The organism is Rhizobacter koreensis (genome assembly GCF_013366375.1).
In the GTDB taxonomy this organism is placed as follows: Bacteria; Pseudomonadota; Gammaproteobacteria; order Burkholderiales; family Burkholderiaceae_C; genus Schlegelella_A; species Schlegelella_A koreensis.
In genome coordinates, this window is the sequence record NZ_JABWMJ010000002.1 from 450,166 (window position 1) to 475,372 (window position 25,207).

The 25,207-nt window shown below is 69.3% G+C and carries 23 protein-coding genes and 2 tRNA genes; 14 read left to right on the forward strand and 11 right to left on the reverse strand.

Annotated features, from left to right (window positions below):
• Nucleotides 1-179 precede the first annotated feature (179 nt).
• The 4 genes from HQN59_RS05870 to HQN59_RS05885 form a co-directional block, all read right to left on the reverse strand.
• On the reverse strand, nucleotides 180-1,766 hold the full coding sequence (locus HQN59_RS05870; protein WP_176067023.1) for a carboxylesterase/lipase family protein: 1,587 nt from the start codon (nucleotides 1,764-1,766) through the stop codon (nucleotides 180-182).
• Nucleotides 1,767-1,886: 120 nt separating this feature from the next.
• Nucleotides 1,887-2,489 (reverse strand): hypothetical protein, encoded by a 603-nt coding sequence (locus HQN59_RS05875; protein WP_176067024.1) that lies wholly within the window; start codon nucleotides 2,487-2,489, stop codon nucleotides 1,887-1,889.
• 103 nt (nucleotides 2,490-2,592) lie between these two features.
• Entirely contained in the window at nucleotides 2,593-4,311 is a 1,719-nt protein-coding gene (locus HQN59_RS05880) for a tannase/feruloyl esterase family alpha/beta hydrolase (RefSeq protein WP_176067025.1), read from the reverse strand.
• A gap of 241 nt (nucleotides 4,312-4,552) precedes the next feature.
• Nucleotides 4,553-6,514, reverse strand: coding sequence for a helix-turn-helix domain-containing protein (locus tag HQN59_RS05885; RefSeq protein WP_176067027.1), 1,962 nt, complete (start codon nucleotides 6,512-6,514; stop codon nucleotides 4,553-4,555).
• A gap of 230 nt (nucleotides 6,515-6,744) precedes the next feature.
• On the opposite strand from HQN59_RS05885, the gene HQN59_RS05890 reads away from it, so the two are divergent.
• From HQN59_RS05890 to HQN59_RS05925, 8 genes are all read left to right on the forward strand, one after another.
• The gene (locus HQN59_RS05890) at nucleotides 6,745-7,536 is read left to right on the forward strand and encodes an SDR family oxidoreductase (RefSeq protein WP_176067029.1); all 792 of its coding nucleotides are present in this window, start codon (nucleotides 6,745-6,747) and stop codon (nucleotides 7,534-7,536) included.
• 44 nt (nucleotides 7,537-7,580) lie between these two features.
• The gene (locus tag HQN59_RS05895) at nucleotides 7,581-8,822 is read left to right on the forward strand and encodes a branched-chain amino acid ABC transporter substrate-binding protein (protein ID WP_176067031.1); all 1,242 of its coding nucleotides are present in this window, start codon (nucleotides 7,581-7,583) and stop codon (nucleotides 8,820-8,822) included.
• Between the two features lie 53 nt (nucleotides 8,823-8,875).
• The gene (locus HQN59_RS05900) at nucleotides 8,876-9,817 is read left to right on the forward strand and encodes an ABC transporter permease subunit (protein WP_176067033.1); all 942 of its coding nucleotides are present in this window, start codon (nucleotides 8,876-8,878) and stop codon (nucleotides 9,815-9,817) included.
• Nucleotides 9,817-11,103: a branched-chain amino acid ABC transporter permease gene (locus tag HQN59_RS05905; RefSeq protein ID WP_176067035.1), complete on the forward strand. Its 1,287-nt coding sequence runs from the start codon at nucleotides 9,817-9,819 to the stop codon at nucleotides 11,101-11,103. Before HQN59_RS05900 ends, HQN59_RS05905 begins: the two co-directional genes overlap by 1 nt.
• Nucleotides 11,100-11,855, forward strand: a complete 756-nt coding sequence (locus HQN59_RS05910) for an ABC transporter ATP-binding protein (protein WP_176067037.1) — start codon at nucleotides 11,100-11,102, stop codon at nucleotides 11,853-11,855. The genes HQN59_RS05905 and HQN59_RS05910 overlap by 4 nt, the downstream gene beginning before the upstream one ends.
• The gene (locus HQN59_RS05915) at nucleotides 11,852-12,586 is read left to right on the forward strand and encodes an ABC transporter ATP-binding protein (RefSeq protein ID WP_176067038.1); all 735 of its coding nucleotides are present in this window, start codon (nucleotides 11,852-11,854) and stop codon (nucleotides 12,584-12,586) included. The genes HQN59_RS05910 and HQN59_RS05915 overlap by 4 nt, the downstream gene beginning before the upstream one ends.
• A 44-nt stretch (nucleotides 12,587-12,630) precedes the next feature.
• Nucleotides 12,631-13,572 (forward strand): 3,5-dioxohexanoate:acetyl-CoA acetone transferase, encoded by a 942-nt coding sequence (gene kce / locus HQN59_RS05920; protein WP_176067040.1) that lies wholly within the window; start codon nucleotides 12,631-12,633, stop codon nucleotides 13,570-13,572.
• Between the two features lie 173 nt (nucleotides 13,573-13,745).
• Nucleotides 13,746-14,714: a Bug family tripartite tricarboxylate transporter substrate binding protein gene (locus HQN59_RS05925; RefSeq protein ID WP_176067042.1), complete on the forward strand. Its 969-nt coding sequence runs from the start codon at nucleotides 13,746-13,748 to the stop codon at nucleotides 14,712-14,714.
• 49 nt (nucleotides 14,715-14,763) lie between these two features.
• Here the strand turns inward: HQN59_RS05925 and HQN59_RS05930 are convergent, their stop codons facing one another.
• The gene (locus tag HQN59_RS05930) at nucleotides 14,764-15,474 is read right to left on the reverse strand and encodes a Crp/Fnr family transcriptional regulator (protein ID WP_425342689.1); all 711 of its coding nucleotides are present in this window, start codon (nucleotides 15,472-15,474) and stop codon (nucleotides 14,764-14,766) included.
• 378 nt (nucleotides 15,475-15,852) lie between these two features.
• Between HQN59_RS05930 and HQN59_RS05935 the strand changes: the two genes are divergently transcribed.
• From HQN59_RS05935 to HQN59_RS05955, 5 genes are all read left to right on the forward strand, one after another.
• Nucleotides 15,853-16,206 carry a DUF1428 domain-containing protein gene (locus tag HQN59_RS05935; RefSeq protein WP_176067044.1) on the forward strand — a complete coding sequence of 118 codons (354 nt, stop codon included), beginning with the start codon at nucleotides 15,853-15,855 and terminating at the stop codon, nucleotides 16,204-16,206.
• A 176-nt stretch (nucleotides 16,207-16,382) separates the two neighbouring features.
• Nucleotides 16,383-17,081: a DUF899 family protein gene (locus HQN59_RS05940; RefSeq protein ID WP_176067045.1), complete on the forward strand. Its 699-nt coding sequence runs from the start codon at nucleotides 16,383-16,385 to the stop codon at nucleotides 17,079-17,081.
• 151 nt (nucleotides 17,082-17,232) lie between these two features.
• A complete protein-coding gene (locus HQN59_RS05945) occupies nucleotides 17,233-18,204 on the forward strand; it encodes a TRAP transporter substrate-binding protein (RefSeq protein ID WP_176067046.1) in 972 nt (323 codons plus the stop codon).
• 98 nt (nucleotides 18,205-18,302) lie between these two features.
• On the forward strand, nucleotides 18,303-18,797 hold the full coding sequence (locus HQN59_RS05950; protein ID WP_176067048.1) for a TRAP transporter small permease: 495 nt from the start codon (nucleotides 18,303-18,305) through the stop codon (nucleotides 18,795-18,797).
• A complete protein-coding gene (locus HQN59_RS05955; protein WP_176067050.1) occupies nucleotides 18,794-20,071 on the forward strand; it encodes a TRAP transporter large permease in 1,278 nt (425 codons plus the stop codon). Before HQN59_RS05950 ends, HQN59_RS05955 begins: the two co-directional genes overlap by 4 nt.
• Nucleotides 20,072-20,303: 232 nt before the next feature.
• Here the strand turns inward: HQN59_RS05955 and HQN59_RS05960 are convergent.
• The 6 genes from HQN59_RS05960 to tolB form a co-directional block, all read right to left on the reverse strand.
• Nucleotides 20,304-20,379 (reverse strand) — tRNA-Lys (locus tag HQN59_RS05960).
• 41 nt (nucleotides 20,380-20,420) lie between these two features.
• Nucleotides 20,421-20,493 (reverse strand) — tRNA-Lys (locus HQN59_RS05965).
• 242 nt (nucleotides 20,494-20,735) lie between these two features.
• Nucleotides 20,736-21,491, reverse strand: coding sequence for a tRNA threonylcarbamoyladenosine dehydratase (locus HQN59_RS05970; protein ID WP_176067052.1), 756 nt, complete (start codon nucleotides 21,489-21,491; stop codon nucleotides 20,736-20,738).
• The gene (gene ybgF, locus HQN59_RS05975) at nucleotides 21,488-22,285 is read right to left on the reverse strand and encodes a tol-pal system protein YbgF (RefSeq protein ID WP_176067054.1); all 798 of its coding nucleotides are present in this window, start codon (nucleotides 22,283-22,285) and stop codon (nucleotides 21,488-21,490) included. The genes HQN59_RS05970 and ybgF overlap by 4 nt, the downstream gene beginning before the upstream one ends.
• A gap of 11 nt (nucleotides 22,286-22,296) precedes the next feature.
• Nucleotides 22,297-22,869, reverse strand: coding sequence for a peptidoglycan-associated lipoprotein Pal (pal, locus tag HQN59_RS05980; RefSeq protein ID WP_176067056.1), 573 nt, complete (start codon nucleotides 22,867-22,869; stop codon nucleotides 22,297-22,299).
• 43 nt (nucleotides 22,870-22,912) lie between these two features.
• Complete coding sequence (gene tolB / locus HQN59_RS05985; RefSeq protein ID WP_425342690.1) at nucleotides 22,913-24,229, reverse strand: Tol-Pal system beta propeller repeat protein TolB; 1,317 nt, start codon at nucleotides 24,227-24,229, stop codon at nucleotides 22,913-22,915.
• A gap of 92 nt (nucleotides 24,230-24,321) precedes the next feature.
• On the opposite strand from tolB, the gene HQN59_RS05990 reads away from it, so the two are divergent.
• On the forward strand, nucleotides 24,322-25,098 hold the full coding sequence (locus HQN59_RS05990) for a glycosyltransferase family 2 protein (protein ID WP_176067058.1): 777 nt from the start codon (nucleotides 24,322-24,324) through the stop codon (nucleotides 25,096-25,098).
• Nucleotides 25,099-25,207 lie beyond the last annotated feature (109 nt).

Genomic DNA, 25,207 nt, shown 5'->3' on the forward strand with positions numbered 1-25,207 from the left:
CGGGAGGTTCGCTCGCGGCGCGGGTCAGCGGCGCTTGGTGTTGCCCGGCGCGTCGACCATGACCCCGAGCAACTGGCGCGGGCCTTGATGCACCCGCCGGTGGAGGTGCAACGCCTACTCCCGGGCAGCCGCCTTGAAGACCTCGAGGCCAAGAACTGGATTCCGGTTGCGGTGCGCCGTCAGGTGCCCGGAGCCCAGAACGCGCAGTGGTGATCGACGGCGAAGCTCGACTGGGTATAGGGCGTCGGCGGCGTCAGCGACTGGCGCTGGTCGGTTGCGCTGTCGTAGGCAGGCCAGAGTGGCGTCGCTGCCGAGTTGGGGTTGCCCTGGCGCGCGAACTGGGTCCAGTACCGAACCATCGCCTGCGACAGCAGTCGCTGGTTGGCGTTCAGAGGCACCGGGTCGGGGATCGAAGGTCGCAGCTTGAAGAGGTAGTTGAGCTCGGAGGCATGCGCCGAGCCATAGGGAAAGCTCACCGGCGGCAGGAACGTCTGCGGAGCATCCGGGTCGTTGAACTCGTAGGCATAAACGGGAACGAAGTTGGCCATCTGCCGGATCGCCTTGCGCGAGCTGCAGGCATACACCGTGTCGGTGACGAGTGCGGCAAACGCGAACGAGGGGTTCGCATAGTTGACGAGCGGGTACTCGGCAATGATGGCGTTACGCGTCGCCCCAGTGACGCCCAGCGTCCCCGTGATGGCCGCCGGATAGCCTTCGGCAGTGAGCGGGGTGCCGGTTGCCAGCTCGGTGGTGCCGACGAAGAGGCGCCATTCGTCGCGGTTGGATCCCTCCATCACCGGGACGCGATTGAACCGCCCGGAGGCCAACGCCGCGTTGATGGTCTCGTTCAGCACGACGCCGTCGACGACCGGGCCGGATATCGCCGTGCTCGCCGGCTCGGCCAGCGCATTCGCAACCGAGATCGAGCGCAGGCAGTCGACCGTTGTGGGGGCCGGGCACCCGTAGCGCGCGCCGAACGCATTGCCGCGGTTCTCGTTCGCGGCCATTGAGCTCTGGTTCACGGCGTAGGCGCCGCTCTGAACGATTGCGCGGTGGAACAGCCCGGCGGCCAGCGGCGACGCGAGATGCGTGTGGATGTCAAGCCCGCCCGCCGACTCGCCGAAAAGCGTCAAGTTGTTCGGATCGCCACCGAAATTGGCGATGTTGCGCTGGACCCAGCGCATCGCCGCCTGCTGGTCGAGGATGCCGTAGTTGCCCGACACGCGGTCCGGCGACTCGGCGCTGAGCGCCGGATGAGAAAGGAAACCGAGCACGCCGAGCCGGTAGTTGATCGTGACCACGACCACGTTCTGCGCAACGAGATCCGTCGGATCGAGCGCATCGCTCTCGCCCACCTTGTTCGACCCGCCATGGATATAGATCATCACCGGGTGACGGCCCGGCCCTGCGTTGGGCGCGTAGACGTTCAGGTAGAGGCAGTCCTCGGTGGAGCCGGCGAGCCCGTAGGGGCCGGGAAGCTGCGGGCAGTGGTTGGCGAACCGGGTCGCGCGCAGCTTCGGCCACGCAGTGCTCGGCTGCGGGGCCCGCCAGCGCAGCGCGCCCACCGGCGGGGCGGCATAGGGGATGCCAAGAAACATGTTCATCGTCGCCGATGCCGCGCCGGTCACCGGTCCCTTGTCGGTAGGGACCGTGACGCTCGAGACGATCTGCGGCGGCTCGAGGGCGACCGCGAACGCGCCCGACGTGGTCAGCGCCAATGCGGCGACGCCGAACGCCCTGAGCAAGATCGTTTGCAGAAGGTTCATACCGAGGTCTCCAACGGGAAAGCAGAACGGTGGCGACGAGCCGGCGGTGGCGCTGCGGTGCACTGGAGCGGCGGTCGCGCCTGCCTCCATGTGCCGGTGCACGCACCCGGGCGCCGGTGCTCAGGCAGCGGCTGGCTTCGCTTCGCCGACCTTGCGGCGACGCGCCAGCGCGAGGCCGAACAGCCCGGGGCCGACCAGCGCCAGCGTGATCGGCTCCGGCAGCTGGCGCACCGAGATGTCGTCGATCTCGAAGAAGCCGCTGTCGTTGCGCAGGCGCAGCTCCAGCGTCGTCAGCGCTGAGCTCGCCTGTGGATCGAGCACGATCTCGGTGAACGCCGACGCCGCCACGTCGAGGACGCTGTACACGCTACGGCCGCCCCAGAGCACGTCGAAGGAGTTCGGGCGCTGCCCGTCGCTGCGCAGCCAGAGGTGGATGTTGTAGTAGCTGCCGGGCAACGTGGCGAGCGACTGCACGAGGGTTCCGGGCGTGCCGATCTCACCGAAGTAGGCGCCGAAGCTGCCGCTGTGCGCCGCGACACCGTCGACGCCGCTGAGCGTCGGATCGAAGCTGGCATTCCAGCCGCTGAAATTGCCGCTTTCGAAGCCGCCGTTCGTCACCAGCTCGGGACCGACCTCGTAACGGGTGGGGGCGGCGCCCACGCCCGTACCGAGCAAGGTGCCAAGCGCAAGCACGCCGGCAGCGAGGAGTTTGCGACAGCTCATGAGTGACTCCCTCGGACGATGGATACTGCGGAAGCGAGACGCGAGACGAGAGCTCGCGTCGACACGTGCAGCCCTACGGGGAACGCCGCGGCACGCACAGGCGTCAGTTCACGCAGACGAACGATGCCGCCAGGTTGACGTCGCCGGTGCCGCGGTACTGGGGCCACTTCGGGTAGTCGCACAAGGGGCGCGTGCGGCCCGGCACGCCGGCGGTGTCGGTGGTCACCTGGTTGGTCGGTGCGGTGCCCTTCTCGGCCCAGTTCTCGAGTGCGGTCAGCGAGTCCCAGGTCGCGTTGAACACGCTGCTCGCCGCGTGGCCGAAGCCCGGCACCTCATAGTAGCGCGCGAAGGTGTCGACGAACGCCGGGCCCATCTGCGCCTGCAGCCGCTGGTAGTACTGCTCGGTGGCGCGCGTCGCCACCAGCACGTCCGAGAGGCCGTGCGCGAGCAGCAGCTTGCCGCCACGCGCCACGAACGCCGAGATGTCGGTGCTGGTGTCGAGCTGGGTGCTGAGCTCGCTGAGGCGGCCGGCCCACGGGCCCGGGTTCTCCGGGTCGAGCGTGAGCGAGCGGAAGTTCGGGTCGCGCGTCACCGCGTACTTCACGAACTGGTCGAGGAAGAGCCCCACGTAAGGGCCCCCGCTGGTCGGCATCGGCTCGCCCGGCGCCACGCTGCCCCAGGCCAGGAAGTTGATCGTCGGCTGCAGCGGCGATGTCGTCGTGCGGCCGAGATCGCTGCCCCACACGTTGAATCCCGGGTACTCGGTCTCGCCGCTGGCGAGCCGGAAGTTGAAGCGGGTCGGTCTCTCGAACGTTTTCAGCACCTGGATCTGCAGGTCCGACAGGCAGGTGTTGCCGGTGTCAGCGCCACCCGGGCAGCGCAAGGGCGCCCCGTTGATCGTGGCGGTGGCCGGATCGAACGTGGCGTTGCACTTGACCTGGTTGCTGACCACCCCGTCGACGACGCCGTCGAGGCCGTCGCAGGCCTGCAGCGATGCCTGCAGCAGGAGGCCGCGCTTGGCAAGGCTCGGGTAGGCGCCGGGCTGCGACAGCATGCGGTTGACCTTCTGGCCGGCGAGCAGGGCGGCCAAGTCGTTCCACGCCGGGTACCAGGCGATCGCCCCGTTCCAGTCGGCCGGCCAGCGCTGGATGGCGGCGAGCGCCTCGCGGCCGCCGGTCGAGCCGCCGGCGAAGTACGCCTTGCTGGGGCCTTCGGACGCGTAGCGTGCCTTGATCAGGAACACCGCGGCATCGCGTGTCTTCTTGAGCGCGTCGCCGCCGAAGTTGCGCAGCGCCTCGTCGTTGCTGAACGACGAGGCGTCCTGCGAGCCGAATGCGTTGGCCTGGTGCCCCGAGTCGCTCGCGAAGGTCGCGTAGCCGCGGCCGAGCGGCGTCGCCGCATTGGTCGGACCTTGCGGGACGTTGCCGACGACGTTCGGGATCGAGCCGTCGAAGCCGCCACCGCCGAGCATGACGACCTTGGTGTTCCACGTGGTCGGCAGGGCGACGCGGAACAGGATGCGGGGCGCGGCAGGGTCGACCGGCGCGATGCTGGCGTTGACGAGGCAATGCTCGGGAACGGCGGTCGCGCCGGAACCGCTCGCCGCCACGACCGCGGCGGTCGTGACGGTGCCGCCGCTGGTCGGCAGACCGATCGCTGCGGCCGGTATGACCATTCCGGCGAGCTGCGCGCATGCCAGCGGCACGGCAGCCGGCGGCGGCGCCGGCTCGTCGTCGTCACCACCACCGCCACCTCCGCAGCCCGCGACCAGGGCGAGCGCCGCGAGCGGCCCGAGATAGGTCCAGCACCTCTTCAACTGCATGTCGTCTCCGTGCGTGTCGTCGTTCGCCCGGCGAGCGCGGGCCTTCACGGAGTCTCGGTGCGAGCCTCGCACCGCTTCAATGTCGGGCCGGCACATCGCGAACGGGCGGCCGATGTGAGGCGCGGCCATCGCGAAAACCCTCGCTGGCGCCACGCGGCGGCGTCCGGAAGCCGATCGAGAAGGCGGGTGACGCTTCGGTCGGCTCGGGCGTGGGAGCTGGGTGCGGCTCCGGCGCGCGCTGCTACGCAGGCCCGCTCAGGCTCCACAGCCGCAGCGCAATGTGCAGCTCGAGGGCACGCGATGCCTGGCCCCAGTGGCCGACCAGGTCTTCGATCGAGGCGAGGCGCTGCCGGACCGTGTTGACGTGAATGCCGAGCCGCTGTCCGGTCGTCTTCGCATTCTGGTTGCAGTCGAAGTAGGCCAGCAACGTGGCGGCGAGCTCGGAGCCGCGCTTGCGATCGTGCGTGAGCAGCGGACCGATGCTGGCGTCGAGAAAGTTCGCGAGGCTGGCGCGGTCGTGCGTCTCGAACAGCGTCGAATAGATCGCGAGCTCGTCCTGGCCGAGGATCTGACCGTGCACGCCCATGCGGCCGAGCACGCCGAGGGCACGTCGCAAGGTTGCGTAGAGCGCCGGGATCTCGGCGGGCGCCGAGACCGGGCGCGACACCACGCCGCGATGCCCGCAGCGGAGCTCCTGCTCGATCCACGTCGCGACGGTCTGCCGCACGTCGGCGGCTCGACTGGCCGCACACAGGACCACCAGGACGCCGTCGATGTCGTCGGTCAGCGCCTGCGCGAGCGGCGTCAGGCTCCCGAAGCGGCGCGCGGCGTAACCCGCACGCGCCCCGTCCATCTCGACCAGCACCAGCGACACCGGCCTCGCGAGATCGATGCCGTGCTGCTCGGCGCGGTTGGCCAGCAGGGCCGGGTCGTCCTGGCGCGGCGACACCAGCGACCGCAGCAGGGCCGAGGCGTTGCGGTTGCGGGTCGCTTCCATGCGCTGCTGGGACAGCAGCACGACGCCGATGACGCTCGCGCTGCGCTCGAACGTCCGGATCGCGACCTCCTCCAGGCCGTCGCGATGGAACAGCAGCGCCGATCCGAGAATGTCGTCGCCGCCGATCACCGCCATCACGCGGCACGTCTCGCCGGCGGCTTCGAACGCGACCACCGATCGCCCGCTCTCGCGGCTGACCCGCATCGCCCGCATCAGGTCGGCGCTGTGCTCGGCGTGCGGCGCGTAGCGGTTCATGGCGTCCGAGGCATAGCCGCTCGCCGAGCCCTTGCTGACCATCACGGCGGCCTCGTCGAGCACCAGAACGCTGCCGCGCAGCAACTCGGCCATCGACTGGCAGAGCGTCGCCAGCGAGGCACCGCGCGCGAGCAGCGACATGATCTGCTCGTGCGCGTCCGCGGCGGCCTGGATGTTGCGCAGGTGCCGCTCCAGCTCGGCACGCGACTCGTCGGCACGCGCGAGCGCCGCGCTCACGCCCTCGAAGTCGCGTGCGTTCTTGAGCGCGACCGCTCCGTGAGTCGCCAGCGTGCACAGGATCGAGATGCTCTGCGCGGTGTGCATGCGGTGATAGCGATCGGCGACGAAGAGGAAACCGATGACGTCGCCGTTCCAGATCAGCGGCACGCCCACCAGTGCGGCGATGCCCTCTTCGCGGAACGCATCGTCGAGCCGCGAATCGTGGGCGAAGCGCGTATCGGCCAGGTAGTCGGGCGTCGTGAACGGCAGCCGGGTCGACATGACGAGGCCGGCAACCCCGCGGTCGCGGCGCGCGACCATCGCCGACGTGCTCTGCTTCAACGCGCCGTCCACGACCAGCACGTGGAACTCGTCCGGATCGGCCTCGTAGGTCGACAGCCATGCGAGGTCGGAGCCGAGCAGGTTGCGCGCCCGCGACACGATCGCGCTGAGCAGGCCCTGCAGATCGAGCCGGCTCGAGAGGTCCTGCGCCGACTCGATCACGGCGAGCAGCCCGCGCTCGCGCTCCTGCTGCAGCTCGAGACGGTTGCGCACGGCCATCGCCATGCGCACGGTCTCGACCATCTCGGACCTCCCCGGGCTTGCGACGGGCCATGCATCGACGTCGGCGAGTCGTCGGGCGAACTCGTCGGCCGGCGCGCCCTGGTGCAGAAGTTCGATCAGCTCACGGACCGGCGCCTCGTTGCTGTCCATGCGAATGACCTGACCCATCACCTTCCTTCGGCAAGGCGGCAACGAGAAAGCACGAGTCGCCGCATCAGCGTCGAAGGCTAGCAGAGGCCGGTGTCGGTCGAGGCAGGTCGGGGGGATGCGAGAACATCGAATTGGCGCTGCATGTGTGCGCGCATGACATTGGGTTCGGCCATGCGTCTGGCGAGACTGCCTGCACGCAACGCACCGGCTTCGGGTGCGCTGCCCGCAACGAGCGTCCGCACCCACCCATGTCCATCCTCGACTCCCTTCGTCCCGCTGCCGGCCTGCGGGTCCTCGTCACAGCGGGCGGAGCAGGCATCGGCGCGGCAATCGCACGCGCCTTCCACGAGGCAGGGTCGAGCGTTCACGTGTGCGACGTCGACCGCGCGGCGCTCGATCGCCTCACGGCGGAGACGCCGGCGATCACCGCCAGCATGGCCGACGCGTCGGTCGCGGCCGACGTCGACCTGGTGTTCGACGACGTGCGCGGCACGCTCGGCGGCCTCGACGTTCTCGTCAGCAACGCCGGTATCGCCGGCCCGACCGGGCCGATCGAGTCGATCGACGCCAGTGCGTGGGAGCGCACCGTCGACGTCAACCTCAACAGCCAGTACTACTTCGCGCGCCGCGCGGTGCCGCTGCTCCGGCAGTCGACCGCAAGTCCCTGCCTGATCGCGATGGGGTCGGTCGCCGGCAGGCTCGGCTACCCGTTCCGGACACCCTACGCGTCGACCAAGTGGGCGATCGTCGGCCTCGTGAAGTCGCTGGCGATCGAGCTGGGGCCGAGCGGCATTCGCGCCAACGCGATCCTTCCGGGAACGGTCGAGGGCCCCCGCATGGACGCCGTGATCGCGGCGCGTGCCGAGGCCCTGGGCATCGGCGTCGACGCCATGCGCGAGCGCTACCTCGAGAAGATCTCGCTGCGCCGGATGGTCACCGCCAACGACGTGGCGGCACTCGCGCTCTTTCTCTGCACGCCCGCGGCCCGCAACCTCACCGGTCAGGCCATCAGCATCGACGGCAACGTCGAGTACCTCTGAAAACAGCGGCGACCAGAGCCGCCATTCCTCTAGCTGGAGACACGATGCTTCACACCCCCCTTCTTCGCACCGGACTTGCCGCCGGCCTTCTGTTCTCCGGCCTTGCGCAGGCCGCCCCTGTAAAGATCGCCGTCCTCGAGACGCTCTCGGGTCCGCAGGCGTCGACCGGACAGGCCTACCGGGCCGCGGTGCGCTATGCGGTCGACCGGCTGAATGCCGCCGGCGGCTGGAACGGCGAGCCCGTGCAGCTGGTCGAGTACGACAACCAGGGGGGTCCTGCGGGCGCCTCCGACAAGCTCAAGGCAGCGATCGCCGATGGCGTGCAGATCGTCGTTCAGGGTGCCTCCTCGGCGATCGGCGGTCAGATCACCGAGGACGTGCGCAAGCACAACCTGCGCAATCCCGACAAGGGTCTCGTGTACATCAACGTCGGGGCCGAGGCGCTCGAGCTCACCGGCGAGAAGTGCAACTTCCACCACTTCCGGTTCGCCGGCAACGCGCAGATGCGCGTCAAGGCGATGGTCGAGGGCATGAAGCAGGCCAACGCGCTCGGCACGCAGGTGTACTCGATCAACCAGAACTACTCGTGGGGCCAGGACATGGAGCAGGCCATCGTCGCCAATGCGGCGGCCGGCGGCTACAAGGTCGTCGACAAGACGCTGCACGACGTCAACAAGATCCAGGACTTCGCGCCGTACGTGGCCAAGATCAGCGCATCGGGCGCGGACACGGTGATCACCGGCAACTGGTCGAACGACCTGCTGCTGCTCATGAAGGCCTCCAAGGCGGCCGGCCTGAAGGCGCGCTTTGGCACCGTGTTCCTCGATCAGCCCGGCAACATCGCCAACGCCGGCGACCTGGCCGCTGGCCACTTCATCGCGCACACCTTCAACCCCGAGGCGGCCGGTGCGGCAGGGCAACGCTTCGTCGACGACTACAAGGCCAAGATGGGGCACGTTCCCGTCTTCATCGAGCCGCAGACCGTGTTCGGGCTCGAGATGGTGGCCGAGGCGCTCAAGCGCACCAAGCCCGAAGGCGGCGCGCTCAACGTCAACACGTTCGCAAAGACGCTCGAATCGACCAGGCTGGCCACGCCGATGGGCGAGATGAGCGTGCGCGCGGCGGACCATCAGGCGCTGATGCCGATGGTGGTGTCGATGGTCTCGAAGGACGCCCGGTTCAAGGCCGACGGCACCGATCTGGGCTTCAAGCCGGTGAAGGTGTTCTCGGCCGAGCAGGCGGCGGCGCCGGCACAGGCGAGCTGCAAGATGCAGCGCCCGTCCTGAGCGTCGCCGCGCGCCACCCGGCGATCCTGATGTCCGAGCCTCGCTCCTGAGCCGTGGAGACCTTCATCTTCGCCGTCCTGAACGGCGTGATCTACGGCCTGCTGCTGTTCATGGTGTCGGCCGGTCTGACGCTCATCTTCGGGATGATGGGCGTGCTCAACTTCGCGCACGCGTCGTTCTACATGCTCGGCGCGTACTTCGCGTACACGCTGCAGGGGCTGCTCGGGTTCGGCGCGGCGGTCGTGCTGGCGACCCTGCTCGTGGGCGCCGTCGGCGTCATCGTCGAACGCGGCTTCCTGCGCCGGGTCCACCACCACGGGCACGCGCACGAGCTGCTGCTCACGTTCGGCCTGTCGTTCATCATCGCCGAGCTGATCAAGCTGTTCTTCGGCAACTATCCGGTCGACTACCGGGTGCCGCGCGCGCTCGACTTCTCGGCGTTTGCGATCGGCAGCCAGCAATACCCCGTCTACCGGGTGCTGATGGGGGCGATCGCGATCGCGATGTTCGCCGCGATCTACCTGCTGCTCACGCGCACCCGGGTCGGCATCGTGGTGCGCGCGGCGATCTACCGGCCGCGCATGGTCGAGGCGCTCGGCCACAACGTCCAGCTCGTCTTCATGGGCGTGTTCGGGATCGGCGCGGCGCTCGCGGGGCTCGCCGGCGCGGTGGCGGGTGCCTTCTACACCACCAACCCGAACATGGCGCTCGAGATCGGCGTCACGGTGTTCGTCGTCGTGGTCGTGGGCGGGCTCGGCTCGCTCGGCGGCGCGATGCTCGCCTCGCTGCTGATCGGCGTGCTCACCTCGCTGGCGGTGGGCATCGACGTCAGCCTTGCCGACCTCGCGGCGCTGGTGGGCGCCGGCGACTGGGCGCGCGGCGTGGGCGGCCTGCTCACGCTCAAGCTGTCGAGCCTGGCCGCGACGATCCCGTTCGCCCTGATGCTGCTGGTCCTGCTGCTGCGGCCCTCGGGGCTCATGGGCGAGCGCGCCTGATGACGCGGCGCTCCTTGCTGCCGATCGCGGGCGCTGGCGTCGCCCTGCTCGCGGCGCTGCCGGCACTGCTGCCCGCAGGGCTCCTCAACGCGGCGATCCAGATGCTGATCGCTGCGCTCTTCGCCTGCGCGTACAGCCTGCTGAGCGGGCGTGCGGGCATGCTCTCGTTCGGCCATGCGGCGTACTTCGGCGTCGGCGCATTCGCGACGGTGCACGCGATGAACGCCCTCGGCGGCAGCGGCCTTCTGCCGACGCCGCTGCTGCCGCTCGTCGGCGCCCTGGCGGGCCTTGCGTTCGGGGTCGTCGCCGGCTGGTTCGCGACGCAGCGCAGCGGCACCACGTTCGCGATGATCACCCTGGCCATTGCCGAGCTGCTGCATGCGCTGGCCCCGCAGCTCAAGGGCTGGTTCGGGGGCGAGTCCGGCATCTCGTCGATGCGCATGCCGGCCTGGGGCTTGAGCTTCGGTTCGACCGAGCAGGTCTACTACCTGACGCTCGTGTGGGTGCTGCTGGGGCTTGCGGTGCTCTACGCGCATGCCGCGACACCGCTCGGCCGCCTGACCCTCGGGCTGCGCGAGAACCCGCAGCGCCTGCGCTTCCTCGGCTACGACTCGCACGGGCTCGCGGTCTCCGCCTTCGCCCTGTCGGCGATGCTGTCGGGCATCGCCGGCGCCCTGCAGACCCTGAGCAACGAGGCCGTCAATTACGTCGTCTTCGATGCGGGCGTGTCCGCATCGGTGGTGCTGAACAGCTACATCGGCGGCGTGGGCACCTTCCTGGGCCCCGCCCTCGGCGCGGCGCTGATGACGTTCTTCAGCTACGCGGTCTCGGACGCGACGCAGTCGTGGCTGCTCTACCAGGGCATCCTCTTCGTGCTGGTGATGATGGTGCTGCCGACCGGCCTGACCGGGCTGGGCTCGACCACGGCGCGCCTGGTGGAACGTCACGGCGCGATGGCGGTGCTGCCGCTGGTCGTGCTCGCCATCGGCGCGACGCTGCTGCTGGCGGCCGGAACCGTCTTCGTCGTCGAGGCCGCGCAGCGGCTCTTCTCGCAGGACTACCGCGCGCTCGCGCGCATGGCACCGGCCCTGCCGCCGATCAGCATGTTCGGACGCGCGTGGGCGCCGACGGCCGCGCTCACCTGGCTGGTGCCGGCCGCCCTGCTGGCAGCCGGTGCCGCGCTGGCGTGGCTCGCGCGGCTGCGCCATGCGGCGCTGGTCGCACGCAGCTCACCCGCCGCGGCCGAGCCGATCGCCCGCGCCGCCTCGTCGAGCGCCGCGCCATGAGTCCACCGATCCTGTCGCTGCGCGGCGTGCGCAAGTCGTTCGGCCCGACCGAGATCATCCGCGGCGTCGACCTCGACGTTCAGGCCGGCGAGCGGCACGCGCTGATCGGCCCCAACGGCGCCGGCAAGTCGACCCTGTTCCACCTGATCTCCGGCAACCTCGCGCCGAGCGCCGGCAGCATCGTGTTCGACGGCCAGGCGATCGCCGGCTGGAGCCCGCAACGCATCAACCGGCGCGGGCTCGGCCGCTCGTTCCAGATCACCAACATCTTCCCGAAGCTGACCGTGTTCGAGAACGTGCGCATCGCCGCCATGCAGCGCGACGGCGTGCAGTACACGTTCTGGCGTCGCATCGAAGGGCTGGCCAGCATCCGCGCCAGGACCCAGGCGCTGCTCGAGCAGGTGCGGCTGCAGGCTCGCGCGACCACGCTGGCCGGCGAGCTGTCGTACTCGGAACAGCGCTCGCTCGAGCTCGCAATGACGCTGGCTTGCGACCCGAAGCTGGTCCTGCTCGATGAGCCGATGGCCGGCATGTCGACCGAGGAGACGCAGTACACGCTCGAGCTGATCCACGCCGTCACCGCCGGCCGCGCGCTGCTCCTGGTCGAGCACGACATGGAGGTCGTGTTCTCGCTCGCCGACCGCATCAGCGTCCTGGTGTACGGCCAGGTGATCGCGACCGGCACCCCCGACGAGATCCGCAACCACCAGGGCGTGCGCGAAGCCTATCTCGGCGAGGAGGTCGCGGCATGAACGCCGCGGGCACCGGCGCGGCCGCTCCGCTGCTGCGGGTCGAGGGCCTTCACGCCCACTACGGCAAGAGCCACATCCTGCGCGGCGTGACGCTGGAGGTCGGCCGCGCCGAGGTGCTGAGCCTGCTCGGCCGCAACGGCTCGGGTCGCTCGACGACGCTGAAGGCGATGATGGGGCTGGTGCCGCCGAGCGCCGGCACGGTCACGCTGGCGGGCCGGCAGCTCGCGGGAGCGAGCCCTCACGCGATCTGCCGCGCGGGCCTGGCGTTTGTTCCGGAAGAGCGCGAGGTCTTCGCCAACCTCACCGTCGACGAGAACCTGCGCATGGGCGAGCAGCCGCCGGTCGCCGGGGCGCACCGCTGGAGCATCCAGGAGATGTTCGACTACTTCCCGCAGCTGCAGGAGCGGCGCTCGACGCGCGCCGGCAACCTGTCGGGCGGCGAGCAGCAGATGCTCACGATCTGCCGCTCGCTTCTCGGCAACCCGCTCGCCATCCTGATCGACGAGCCGACCGAGGGCCTGGCGCCGAAGATCGTCGCCCAGGTCGGCGAGTGCATCCAGGACATGCATCGCAAGGGCCTCTCGGTGGTGCTCGTCGAGCAGAAGCTGGCCATCGCGCTCAAGGTCTCGAGCCGCGTGTGCGTGATGGGCCACGGCCGCATCGTCTTCGAGGGATCGCCGCAGCAGCTCGAGTCAGACCGCGACCTGCTGGCGCAGTGGCTGGCGGTCTGACCATTCGCATCGTCCGCCACACCCCGGCCGCAGGGAGAACCTCCATGGCAAGCGCTTCCGACAAGGTCATCATCACCTGCGCCGTCACCGGCTCGGTGCACACGCCGACGATGTCGCCGCACCTGCCGCTCACGCCCGAGCAGATCGCCGAGCAGGCGATCGAGGCGGCACAGGCCGGCGCCGCCATCCTGCACCTGCACGCACGCGACCCCGTCGACGGCCGACCCAGCGCCGACCCGGCGGTGTTCGACCGCTTCGTGCCGCGCATCCGCGATGCCACCGACGCGGTGATCAACATCACCACCGGCGGCAGCACGCGAATGACGCTCGAGGAGCGTCTGGCCTACCCGCTCAAGGCCCAGCCCGAGATGTGCTCGCTCAACATGGGCTCGATGAACTTCACGATCCACCCCGTGGCGCGCAAGTACGCGGAGTGGCGCTACGACTGGGAGCAGCCGTACGTCGAAGGCATGGAAGACCTCATCTTCCGCAACACGTTCCGCGACATCCGGCACATCCTCAAGGTGCTGGGCGAGGACTGCGGAACCCGCTTCGAGTTCGAGTGCTACGACGTCGGTCACCTGTACACGCTGGCGCACTTCGTGGACGCCGGGCTGATCCAGGGACCGCTGTTCATCCAGAGCATCTTCGGCATCCTCGGCGGCATGGGCGCCGATCCCGAGAACGTCGTCATGATGAAGACCACGGCCGATCGCCTGTTCGGCCGCGGCGGCTACCGCTTCTCGGTGCTCGGCGCGGGGCGCCACCAGATGTCGCTGCTGACCATGGGCGCGGTGCTCGGCGGCAACGTGCGCGTCGGTCTCGAGGACAGCCTCTACCTCGATCGGGGCAGCCTGGCCCGATCGAACGCCGAACAGGTGCGCAAGATCCGCCGCATCCTGCAAGAGCTGTCGCTCGAGATCGCGACGCCGGACGATGCTCGCAGCATGCTCGGGCTCAAGGGACGCGACGCCACGGGCATCTAGCCCGTGCGGGCCCGACAGGGCACCGCTGGAGCGGAGCCGGAGCCCCGCGTCGCCGGGCGTGACGCCAAGGTGGGATCGAGCGCATACACCCGGTTGCGCACAAGGGCGACGCCTCTTGCGACGCCGCTCCGCAGGCCCGCACAATCGCGTTCCGCCACCGCAAAGGAACGTTCATGCGCCGCCTGACCTTGATCAAGCTCTGCGGGCTTTTCGCGGTCTCGCTTCTGGGCGCGAGCGCCTCTGCCCAGTCGGACTGGCCGAGCAAGCCGCTGCGCATCGTCGTGCCGTACTCGCCGGGTGGCTCATCCGACATCATCGCGCGGGCCATCAGCCAATCCCTCGCCGAAGCGCTCAAGACCACCGTCATCGTCGAGAACAGGCCGGGGGCGAACGGCAATACCGGCACCGACTCCGTCGTCAAGTCGAACGACGGCCATACCATCCTGCTGTGCGACGTGGGCGCGCTCGCGATCACGCCCTCGGTCTACAACAAGCTGCCGTTCGACCCATCGACCGACCTGCGCGGCGTCGCCATGCTGGCGTACTCGCCGCATCTGCTCGTGGTCCACCCGTCCGTGCCCGCCGCCAACCTGAAGGAACTGGTCGCGCTGTCGCAGAAGGAGCGTCTGAACTTCGCCGTGACCGCGATCGGCAGCGCTCCTCATCTCGCGGGCATCGCGGTCGAGAAGGCGACCGGCGCCAAGTGGCAGTACATCCCCTACAAGGGCGGCGCCCAAGCCATCGGCGATACGGTCGCGGGACAGACGCAGGTCCTGATGAACGGCATGCTGGCGACGTTGCCCCAGGTGCAGGCCGGCAAGCTGAAGGTGCTCGGCGTCTCGAGGCGGCAGCGCGTGCCGCTGCTCGCCAGCGTACCGACGATCGCGGAGCAAGGCGTCAGGGACTTCGAGTCCGGCACCTGGCAAGGTGTGCTGGCGCCGGCCGCCATGCCGCCGGCGGTCGTGCAACGCCTGGGCACCGAGCTGATCCGCATCATCCGCTCGCCCGAGGTCCGCGAGCGGCTGGTGTCGCAGGGTGCCGAAGTCCACACCATGACGCCGGCCGAATTCAAGCCGTTCTTCGAGCGCGAGCGCCGGACCTGGGCCGCCATCGTGCAGCAAGGCGGCGTGAAGGCCGAGTGAACGCCAGCGCTTCGCGCGTCGATGACCCGCAGGCGACCTGCCGAGCGCGTCAGTACAGCGATCGCCTGCCGGAACTGCCGGCTTGCATCCCGTCGCGCAAGGTCAACCAGCCGCGCGCGTCGAGGTGGACGACGCCGTTGGCCTCGAGCTCCTTCATCACGCGGCCGACCTTCTCGCGCGACGCTCCCACGATCTCGGCGAGCCGCTGGCGCGAGACGCGCTCGCGGATGACCCTGCCTTCGTCGACCACTTCGGACATCGACAGCAAGGCCCGGGCGACGCGCCCGTAGACGTCGAGCAGCGCCAGCGACTGGATCTGCTCGTTGGCGCCGCGCAGGCGCTGCACCAGGCCGCGCATGAGCGCGTGCGCGAGGCTCGTGTCGCCGGGCAGGAGCCGCATGAACTCGGCGCGGCCGAGCACCAGCGCATCGGTTTGCACCTCGGCGCGTACCGTCGCCGAATGCGGCTCGTCGTCGATCAGGCTCATCTCGCCGACGGGATCGCCGTGGCGCAGCACGGCGAGGCTGACCTCGCGGCCGCGGCGATCGGCGGCGAGCACGCGCGCGCTGCCGTTCAGCAGGATGAAGAGCGCGCCGCTCTTGCCACCCTGCTCGACGAGGTTTTCACCGCGCCGGAAGCGTCGCCGGGTCGCACCCTCCGCGAGTTCGCGGGCCTGCTCGTCCGTCACCCAGGAGAACAGGGGAACCGCGCGAATCAGATCGACATGCACCGTCCTGGTCACCACGCTCACCCCACTCACATCGACCGCCTTGGCGCACACGCGCCGCGCGAGTGTCGGTGTCCGGGTGTGACCGGATCGGCCTTCGGTCGGCCCTGGCGGTCGAGCGTGCGCTATGGCACGGCAGACCCGGCGCGTTTGACAGGGGATCTGTTGCGCGGCGCACGACACGGCGGTTCATGGTCCGCGGGCGAGCTCGCCTGGCGCGGCGACGCTCACGACGTCGTCGCCTCGATTTTGGAGATTCGCGGGCGTTCTCCGGCTCGAGTGGCCCCGTCCGCACGCACCTCCGCGTGGACGTCGCGCTCCGCGTTTACCCGCACGCTGTCGAATCGGGCTCGCGCCGTTCGACCAAACCATGCCGGCGGTCCGCCGGCTGATCCGACCTGAAAGGCACGCATGAACTACGTAGAAGGATTCGTTCTCGCCGTCCCCACCGAAAACCGCGAGCGCTACCGCGCAGCGGCTGCCGCGGCGTGGCCGCTATTCCGGGAGTTCGGCGCGACCCGCCACGTCGAATGCTGGGGCGACGACGTTCCCGCAGGCAAGCAGACCGACTTCCTGCGAGCCGTGCAGGCGCAGGAGGGCGAAAGCGTCGTCTTCTCCTGGATCGAGTATCCGTCGAGGGAGGTTCGTGACGCCGCCGTGAAGAAGATGCGCGAGGACCCTCGCATGGACGACATGGACATGCCGTTCGACGGCGCGCGCATGATCTTCGGGGGCTTCGAGGTCGTGTTCGACGAACGGCGCTAGAAGTCGCTGCCGCGTGCGCGCACGCGAACCGAAGTCGAATCGGTGGCGCTGCGGCCGCGAACGCGAACGCCGCCCGCGGCGGCCCCTCGGCGCCGAGATTCGCGATGAACGCGCCGTCTCGTCGCGGCGCGGATGCCAATGACCGATCCACTTGGGCAGACGAAGGAGTGAAGACGATGTCGACCCTGAAACCCGCTGCCGAGATGGCAGCCTCGGGCAGCAAGCCCTTTCCCAACGAGAGCCGTGAGTACCGTCAGGCGCGCACCGCCCTGCTTGCCGAGGAGATCGAGCTGCGGCGACACATTGCCCGGGTTGCCGCGATGCGCCGCGCCTTGCCGCCGGGGGGCGTCGCCCGAGACTACCGGTTCCTCGATGCCGAGGGCAAGGAACTGGGGCTCGTCGACCTGTTCGGCGAGCATGACACGCTCTTCACCTACTTCTGGATGTTCGGCCCGGAGCGCGAGCGGCCCTGCCCGATGTGCACCTCCTTCGTCGGCTCGCTCGACATTCCGGCGCCCGACATCGAGCAGCGGCTGGCACTGGCGATCGTGGGCCGCTCGCCGGTCGCCCGGCAGCTGGCCTTCGCGCGCGAGCGCGGCTGGTCGCACCTGAACTTCTACCAGACGATCGGCGACGATTTCGCCCGCGACTATCGGACGCTCGTCGACGGGGACGAAGGCGCCGGCGTGTTCGTGTGGCAGCGCGAGGGCGAGACCGTCCGCCTGTTCTGGGCCGCAGAAGGCGGCCCCGAGACCGCCGACCCCGGGCAGGACCCGCACCTGGCGCCGGATCCGACGCCGCTCTGGAATGTGCTCGACTGGACGCCCGAGGGACGCGGGACGGACTGGTACCCGAAGTTGCGGTACGACCGTTAGGCGTTCGGCCAAGCCGCCAGCTCGCCTCGGCCGCCCGCCGCCCCTCGAATCGGCGCGCGTTTGCTCGCTGACGGCCGAGCGCCGCCATGCGGCATAGTTGTGGTCGCCTCAACGGCCTTCGCCCGCACGTATTTCCACCAGGAGACATCCCATGAGACTGAGCCAACTGGCGGCAGGCCTGATCTTCGGCCTCGGCATCGCAAGCGCGGCCCTCGCGCAGACGACCATGAAGATCAGCATCTCGACCGCGCAGAACTCGCACCAGGGCGTGGCGATCGATACCTTCGCGAAGGAAGTCGCGGCGCGCACCAACGGTCGCTACAAGGTCGAGACCTTCTACAACGGCGCGCTCGGCGGCGAGCGCGAATCGATCGAGGCGGTACAGCTCGGCACCCAGGAACTGACGTTCACGTCGACCGGCCCGGTGCCGAACTTCGTGCCCGATACCAAGATCCTCGACGTTCCCTTCCTGTTCCGTGACAAGGCCCACGCGCGCGCCGTGCTGGACGGCCCGATCGGCCAGGACCTGCTGGGCAAGTTCGACGCCAAGGGCTTCAAGGCGCTGGGATGGGCCGAGAACGGCTTCCGTCACATGACCAACAGCAAGCGCGACGTGAAGACGCCCGAGGATCTGAAGGGCCTGAAGATGCGCACCATGGAGAACCCGGTGCACATCGCCGCCTACAAGGCCTTCGGCATCGTCACCACGCCGATGGCTTTCCCGGAGGTGTTCACCGCTCTCCAGCAGGGCACGGTCGACGGCCAGGAAAACCCGCTGCCGGTCATCATCTCGGCCAAGTTCGATCAGGTGCAAAAGCACCTCACGCTGACCGGACACGTCTACTCGCCCTGCATCTTCCTGATGAACAAGGCCGCGTTCGACAGGCTCCCTGCCGCCGACAAGCAGGCCTTCCTCGAGGCCGCGAAAGTCGCCATCAGGGCCAACCGCGCCCGTGTCGATGAGGACGACGCGCGCGGCGTGGCCGACCTGCGAGCCAAGGGCATGACCGTCATCGACAGCGTCGACAAGGCGAGGTTCGTCGCCGCGCTGGCGCCGGTCAGCGCCGAGTTCGAGAAGCAGTTCGGCAAGGCCAACCTCGACAAGATCCGCGAGTTCAAGTAGGTGCGTGTCTCGCCTGCCGCCGCGAACGCCTCGCGGCGGCCGGCGCCCGTGCGGCCTGACTCGCACGCGCGTGTCGCCCGAATGCCCCGGTGTTGCCGATGAAATCCGCCTTTCTCGCGCTCGACCGCTGGACCACCGCGCTCGCGATGGCGATCGCCTGCGGCATGCTGGTGGTCGCCGCCTCGCTCGGCGTGTTCCAGATCATCACGCGCTTCGTGCTCGAGCAACCGGCGGAGTGGTCCGAGATCCTGATCCGCGTCAGCCTGATCTGGATGGTGTTCATGGGCATTCCGACGGCCTTTCGCCAGGGCGCGATGGTGAGCGTCGACGTGCTCTACCGCTGGAGCCCACCTCAGGTGCGCCGGGTGCTCGACTGGGTCGTGTGCTTGGCGTCGCTGAGCCTGGTCGGCGTCATCATCTGGTGGGGATCGGACTACGCACGGCGCGGCAGCGTGCAGTCGATGGCCGGGCTCGAATCGATCTCGATGTTCTGGGCCTACGCCGCGCTGCCGGTGGGCGGCGTGTTCTGCGTCATCGGCATCGTGGCCAACCTGATCGACCCGAAACGCAACGAACTCGAGACGGCCCAATGACGCCGGTCATGATCACCACGATGGTGGTGTGCTTCGCACTCACCATCTCCGTGGCCGTCTCGATCGGCCTGGCCGCGGTGCTCGGCATCCAGGCCTCGAACGCGAACATGCTCATCTCCGTGAAGGAGATGTTCAACGCGATCAACAAGTTTCCGCTCGCGGCCATCCCCTTCTTCATCCTGGCTGGAAATCTGATGGAGACCGGCGGCATCTCGCGCCGGCTCGTCGACTTCGCCAAGAGCCTGGTCGGCGGCGTGCAGGGCGGGCTGCCGATGACCTGCGTGCTGACGTGCATGATCTTCGCCGCGGTCTCGGGCTCGTCGGTGGCGACCACCTTCGCGATCGGCGCGATCCTGATCCCTGCGCTGATCAAGCACGGCTACCCGGTCGGCTACGCGGCCGCGCTGCAGGCCACCAGCGCCGAGCTCGGCGTGATCATTCCGCCCTCGATCCCGATGATCCTGTACGGCGTGAGCGCCGAGGTCTCCATCGGCGAGCTGTTCATCGCCGGCTTCGGCCCGGGCATCCTGATCAGCCTGGCGCTGATGGCCTTCGTCTACGTCTACTGCAAGTTCAAGAAGCTGGGCAAGAACGATGGCGAGGGCCGGCTCGCGGTCGGCACGGCCACGTGGCGCGCCGGCTGGGCGCTGCTGATGCCGGTGATCATCCTCGGCGGCATCTATGGCGGCGTCTTCACGCCGACCGAGGCGTCGGCGGTGGCGGTGCTCTACGCGCTGGTGGTCGGCACGCTGATCTATCGCGAGATCCGGCCGACCGACCTGTACGCGGTGCTGCGCAAGTCGGTGGTGTCGTCGGCAGTGATCATGTTCATCATCGCCAATGCCGGCCTGTTCGCCTTCCTGATCACCCGCGCCGGCGTGCCCGACGCCATCGGCCGCTGGCTGCAGGAGGTGCTGCAGTCCCCGGCGATGTTCCTGCTGGGAGTCAATGTCGCCCTGTTCGTGATCGGCATGTTCATCGAGACCAGCGCGGCGATCATCGTGCTGGCGCCCATCCTCGCGCCGGTGGCGCAGCACTTCGGCATCGATCCGGTGCATTTCGGACTCGTCATGGTCGTGAACCTGGCACTGGGCATGGTCACGCCGCCGTTCGGCGTCAACCTGTTCGCGGCCTGCACGGTCGCGCGAATCTCGCTGGACCGCATCGTTCCCTACCTGATCCCGTTTGTGCTGGTGATCCTGACCTGCCTGATGGTGATCACCTACGTGCCCGGCATCTCGCTCGAGTTGCGCGACCTGGTCTACGCGAAATAGCGCCCGTCGCTGCGGACGGCGGGGTGACGCGTCGATGCCGCGCCATCAGCTTGCGTGATCAGGGCCTGCACGACCCCGGTGGAGCGCGCCTGCATCGAACACTCCCGCTGGCACTGGCTGCGGCACGCGTTCGCGACTCGGCACCGACGGATCGGCTGCGACGTTCTCGGCTACGTAGCGGAATGCCAAGAGAACAAGGGGTCAGCCTGAATGAGCTGACCCCTCGATGTCTTGGTGGGCCCTGAGTGACTCGAACACTCGACCTACGGATTAAGAGTCCGCTGCTCTACCAACTGAGCTAAGAGCCCGAATTTCTTCGGTGTACCGCAACCGCCGGACGGCCGTGGTGTGGGTTGTGCGGGGCTCGAACCCACGACCTACGGATTAAAAGTCCGCTGCTCTACCAACTGAGCTAACAACCCGCTGAGCCGACGATTATATCGGGGCCGTGGCGTTCGCTTTCGCCGGAAGGCAAGCGCGCGATCTTAGCAGGCTCCGGATGAGCCTCGGCAAGAACCCGCACCGGGCAGCCCGGCGATCGCGACGAGCTGCTCCCCAGGCGGACTGCGGCCGCTCGCAAGCAGAAGCGCCAGCCGCAAGCCGCGCGGCGCGGGTGCGATGCGCTTGCACGCCATGCCTGCACGACGCGACCGGCGTCATGCATTCAGCTGTCGGCCAGCACCAGCCCTGCCGCGACCATGCCGAAGGTCGCGGTCACGGCGACGCTCGAACCGTAGCCGTGGCAGTTGAGACTGCGATCGGTCTGCGTCTCGCCGCCGGGCACCGCCTGCTCGCGCGAGAACACGCAGCGGATACCGATGCGGCCGGTGCGCGGCGCGCGGTGGAACTTGCGCAGACGCTGTCGCAGCGACGCCAGCAGGGCGTCGTGCGTCACGCGCGCCAGATCGTCGACGTCGACCTTGTGCGGCTCGCGCTTGCCGCCGGCAGCGCCCACGGTGACGAGGCGCACGCGCTCGGCGATCGCCCAGGCGCCGAGCGCGGCCTTGGCACGAACCTGGTCGCAGGCGTCGATCACGGCGTCGGGCCGGTCGGTCACCAGGCCCGGCCAGTTCGTCTCGTCGACGAACTCCTCGATCGTGCGCACGTCGCAGCCCGGATGAATGTCGGCGATGCGCGCGCGCAGCGCGTCGACCTTGGCCTGCCCGACCGTGACACCGAGCGCCTGCACCTGGCGGTTGATGTTCGACTCCGAGACTTGGTCGAGGTCGATCAGCGTGAGCTTCGCGATGCCGCTGCGCGCCAGCGCCTCGGCAGCCCAGGAGCCGACGCCGCCGACGCCGACCACCGCCACGTGCAGCTGGCGGATGCGCGCGTACGCGTCGGCGCCATACAGGCGCGCCAGCCCGCTGAAGCGGCGCTCGAGGTCGGGCGCGTCGAGCGCGCCCGGCTCGGGCGTCATTTCAGCGACACGAGGCGCTCGCGGCCGGCGAGCGCGGCCTCCGACTTCGGGTACGCCTTGAGCAGCTCGTCGATGGTGCGACGTGCCGCCTTGGTGTCCTTCAGCTCGGCCTGGCAGTTGGCGATCGCGAGCAGCGCCTCGGGCGCCCGCGGGCTCTCGGGGAACTGCGTGACCAGCAAGCGGAACGCGCCGACCGCTTCCTTGTACTCGCGCTTGCCGTAATGCGAGTTGCCGAGCCAGAACAGCGCGGCGTCCCGATAGCCGGAGCTCGGATAGCGCTTGAGGAGCGCCTGCAGCGCCGTCGCCGAACGGTCGAACTCGCCACGGCGGAAGGCAGCGAGCGCCTCGTCGTAGGCGCGCTTCTCCTCCGGGTCGGCGGTGAACTCGCGGTCGTCGAGCGTCACCTTCTGCGGCTCGATCTTGCGGATGCGCTCCTCGACGCCCTGCAGCACGTCGGTTTGCTTGCGCTGCAGCTCGGCGACTTCGCGCGCGAGCTGCTCGTTCTGGCCGCGCAGCTTCGCCGTCTCGCCACGCTGCAGCTCGATCTGGTTGTTGAGCTCGAGCACGCTGCGCCGCAGCTGCGTGATCTGCTCGGTGAGCTGCGTCATCGCCTCGGCCTGACGCGCGCGCTGCTGCTCGCCGATCTGATCGACCTTCTGGCGCAGGTCGAGGATCGCGCGGCGCGCTTCGTCGTCCTCGAACAGCGCGGCGTGCGCGCCCGGCGCAGCCAGCGTGCCGAGCGCGAGCGCCAGCGCCGCGACCGGGCCCGGCCAGCGCGCACGCATCGTCGTCATCGTGCGCGTGCTCAACGGCTGTTCAGCTCGGCACGGCGGTTCTTCGCGTACGCCGCTTCGTCGCTGCCCTGCACCGCCGGACGCTCTTCGCCGAAGCTCACCGCCTCGACCTGCGACTCGGGCACGCCGAGCAGCTGCAGCGAGCGCGCAACCGCTTCGGCGCGCTTCTGGCCGAGCGCGAGGTTGTACTCGCGGCCGCCGCGCTCGTCGGTATGGCCCTCGATCGAGACGCGCCGCTGGCGGTTCTGCGACAGCAGGCGCGCGTTGGCCTCGACGACCGGGCGGTAATCGTCCTTGACGACGAAGCTGTCGAAATCGAAGTAGACGACGCGCGGCACGTTGCTGTTGGCGGCGTCGTTGTTCGCGTTGCGGGTCAGGTCGACCGACGCGATGCGGCTCTGCGAGTTCGCGCCGCCCACATTGGCGCCGCTGCCTGCGCCGCCCGCGGCACCGCTGGTCGCCGAGGCGTCGCGCGACTCGACCGGCGGCTTGTCGTCGAGCTTGACCGACGAGCAGCCGGCCAGGGCGACGGCGGCGACCGCCAGCGTCAGCGTGCGCAGCTTGAAGAGAGAGGTGGTGTTCATGGTGCGAGTCCTCGTTCAGTGTTCGTGCGCTTCATGCGCATCGTCAGCGCCCGTAAGGGCCCCAAACCGGCTCGCGCACGTCGGCGTTCGACGAGGTGAGCCGGGCCTTGATCTTTCCGTCGAGCGTGGTGGTCATCAGCACGTCGCGGCCGCCGGCACGCGTGGCGTAGACGATGAGCCGGCCGTTCGGCGCGAAGCTCGGGCTCTCGTCGTCGCTGGTGTCGGTGAGCACGTTGGGCTGCGCACCGCCGGCCGAGAGGTCGAGCGTGCACAGGCGAAACGCGTTGCCCGAGCGGCTGATGTACGCGAGCGTGCGGCCGTCGGGGCTGATCGCCGGGCTGATGTTGTAGCTGCCGCTGAAGGTGACGCGCTCGACCGCGCCGCCGCTGACCGGCGTGCGGTAGATCTGCGGGCTGCCGCCGCGGTCGCTCACGAAGTAGATCGACGCGCCGTCGGGCGAGAACACCGGCTCGGTGTCGATCGCCTGGCTGTTGGTCACGCGGCGCGGCGTGCCGCCGTTGCGGCTGATCAGGTAGATCTGCGAGCCGCCTTCGCGCGACAGCGTGACCGCGAGGTTCTGCCCGTCGGGCGACCATGCCGGCGCGCTGTTCGAGCCCTTGAAGTCGGCGATCGCGCGGCGCGCGCCGCTGCCGACGTCCTGCGTGTAGACGACCGCCTTCTGCTTCTCGAACGACACGTACGCCAGCTCGCGCCCGTTCGGCGACCATGCCGGCGAAATGATCGGCTCGGCACTGTTGAGCGCGACCTGCCCGCCCTCGCCGTCGGCATCGGCCACGCGCAGCGTGTAGCGCCCGCCGCCGCGCGTGACGTAGGCGATGCGGGTCGAGAACACGCCCTTCTCGCCGGTGAGCTTCTCGTAGATGGTGTCGGCGATGCGGTGCGCCGCGAGGCGCAGGTCGCTCGGGTCGACCGCGTTGCTCTGCCCGGCGAGTTCGGCGCCCTTGACCACGTCCCACAGCTTGAAGCGCACGTCGGCACGGCCGTCGGCGAGGCGCGACACCGAGCCGGCGGCGAGCGCGTCGACCGCACGCGAGCGCCATTCGCTCATCGACGGCTGGCTGGTCTCGTCGAGAGCGCCGGGCGCGTCGACGATGCGGAACGCGCCGCTCCGCTCGAGATCGGCGCGCACGATGCGCGAGATCGGCTGGGCGGCGGCCGCCTCACCCCGGAACGCGGGGATCGCGATCGGCAGCTGGGTCGCGCCGACGCCGGCAATCTCGACGCGGAACTGCGCGGCGGCGACGCCGCTCAGCGCGAGCGCCGCGCCGAGCGCGGCGGCGTGGAAGGCGCGCCGCGACAGGCGACCGGCGCGCGGGACGAGCGATGCAAACGTCTTCACAGGGGAGCGGGCCCGGTTGATCTGAAACAATGATGATAGAGAACAACCCTGATGCGGCTCGCTGGCGAGCCGTGCAAGCCGCCTGCCCGCCCATGCCCGCCTCCCCGACGCTCACCGTGGTGATCGTGGCGAAGAACGAGGCGGCGAACATCGCCGCGTGCGTCGCGAGCGCGTCGTTCGCCGACGAGGTGCTGGTGCTCGACTCGGGCAGCAGCGACGGTACGGCGACCCTCGCCGAGCAGGCCGGGGCGCGGGTGGTGGCGACCGACTGGCCCGGCTACGGCCCGCAGGTGGCGCGCGGCTTCGCGCTCGCGACCGGCGACTGGGTGCTCTCGCTCGACGCCGACGAGCGCATCACGCCGGCGCTGCGCGACGAGGTGATCGCGGCGATCCGCACGACCACCTTCGCCGGCTATCGCATTCCGCGCGTCTCGGAGTTCGTCGGCCGCTTCATCGAGCATTCGGGCTGGCGGCCGGATCACACCCTGCGCCTCGGCCTGCGCTCCAGGTCGAGCTTCACCGACCACTTCCTGCACGCCCACATGACCGTCGATGGAGCGATTGGCACGCTGCAGGCGAGCATCGTCCACTACAGCTATCCCGATCTCTCGGACGTGCTCGGGAAGCTCGACCGCTACTCGACCGGGCACGCGCGCGACATGCTCGCACGCGGCCGCAGCGGCTCCCTCGGCAAGGCGCTGCTGCACGGCGGATTCGCGTTCTTCCGGACGTACGTCATCCGGCTGGGCTTCCTCGATGGCGGTCACGGGTTGATGCTGGCGATCTACAACGCGGAGTACGCGTACTACAAGTACCTGAAGCTGAAGTTCCTGCAGAGTCCGCCGACCCGCCCGGAGTTCCGTGGGTGAGGGTTGGCCCGACTCGCGCCGCCCGCGGGGCACGCGGCGTGCCGGCCGCGCGACGAACTCCCTGACTGCCTCGTGATCCCCCTCGCCTCACCTACTGGTTCAGCGGCCT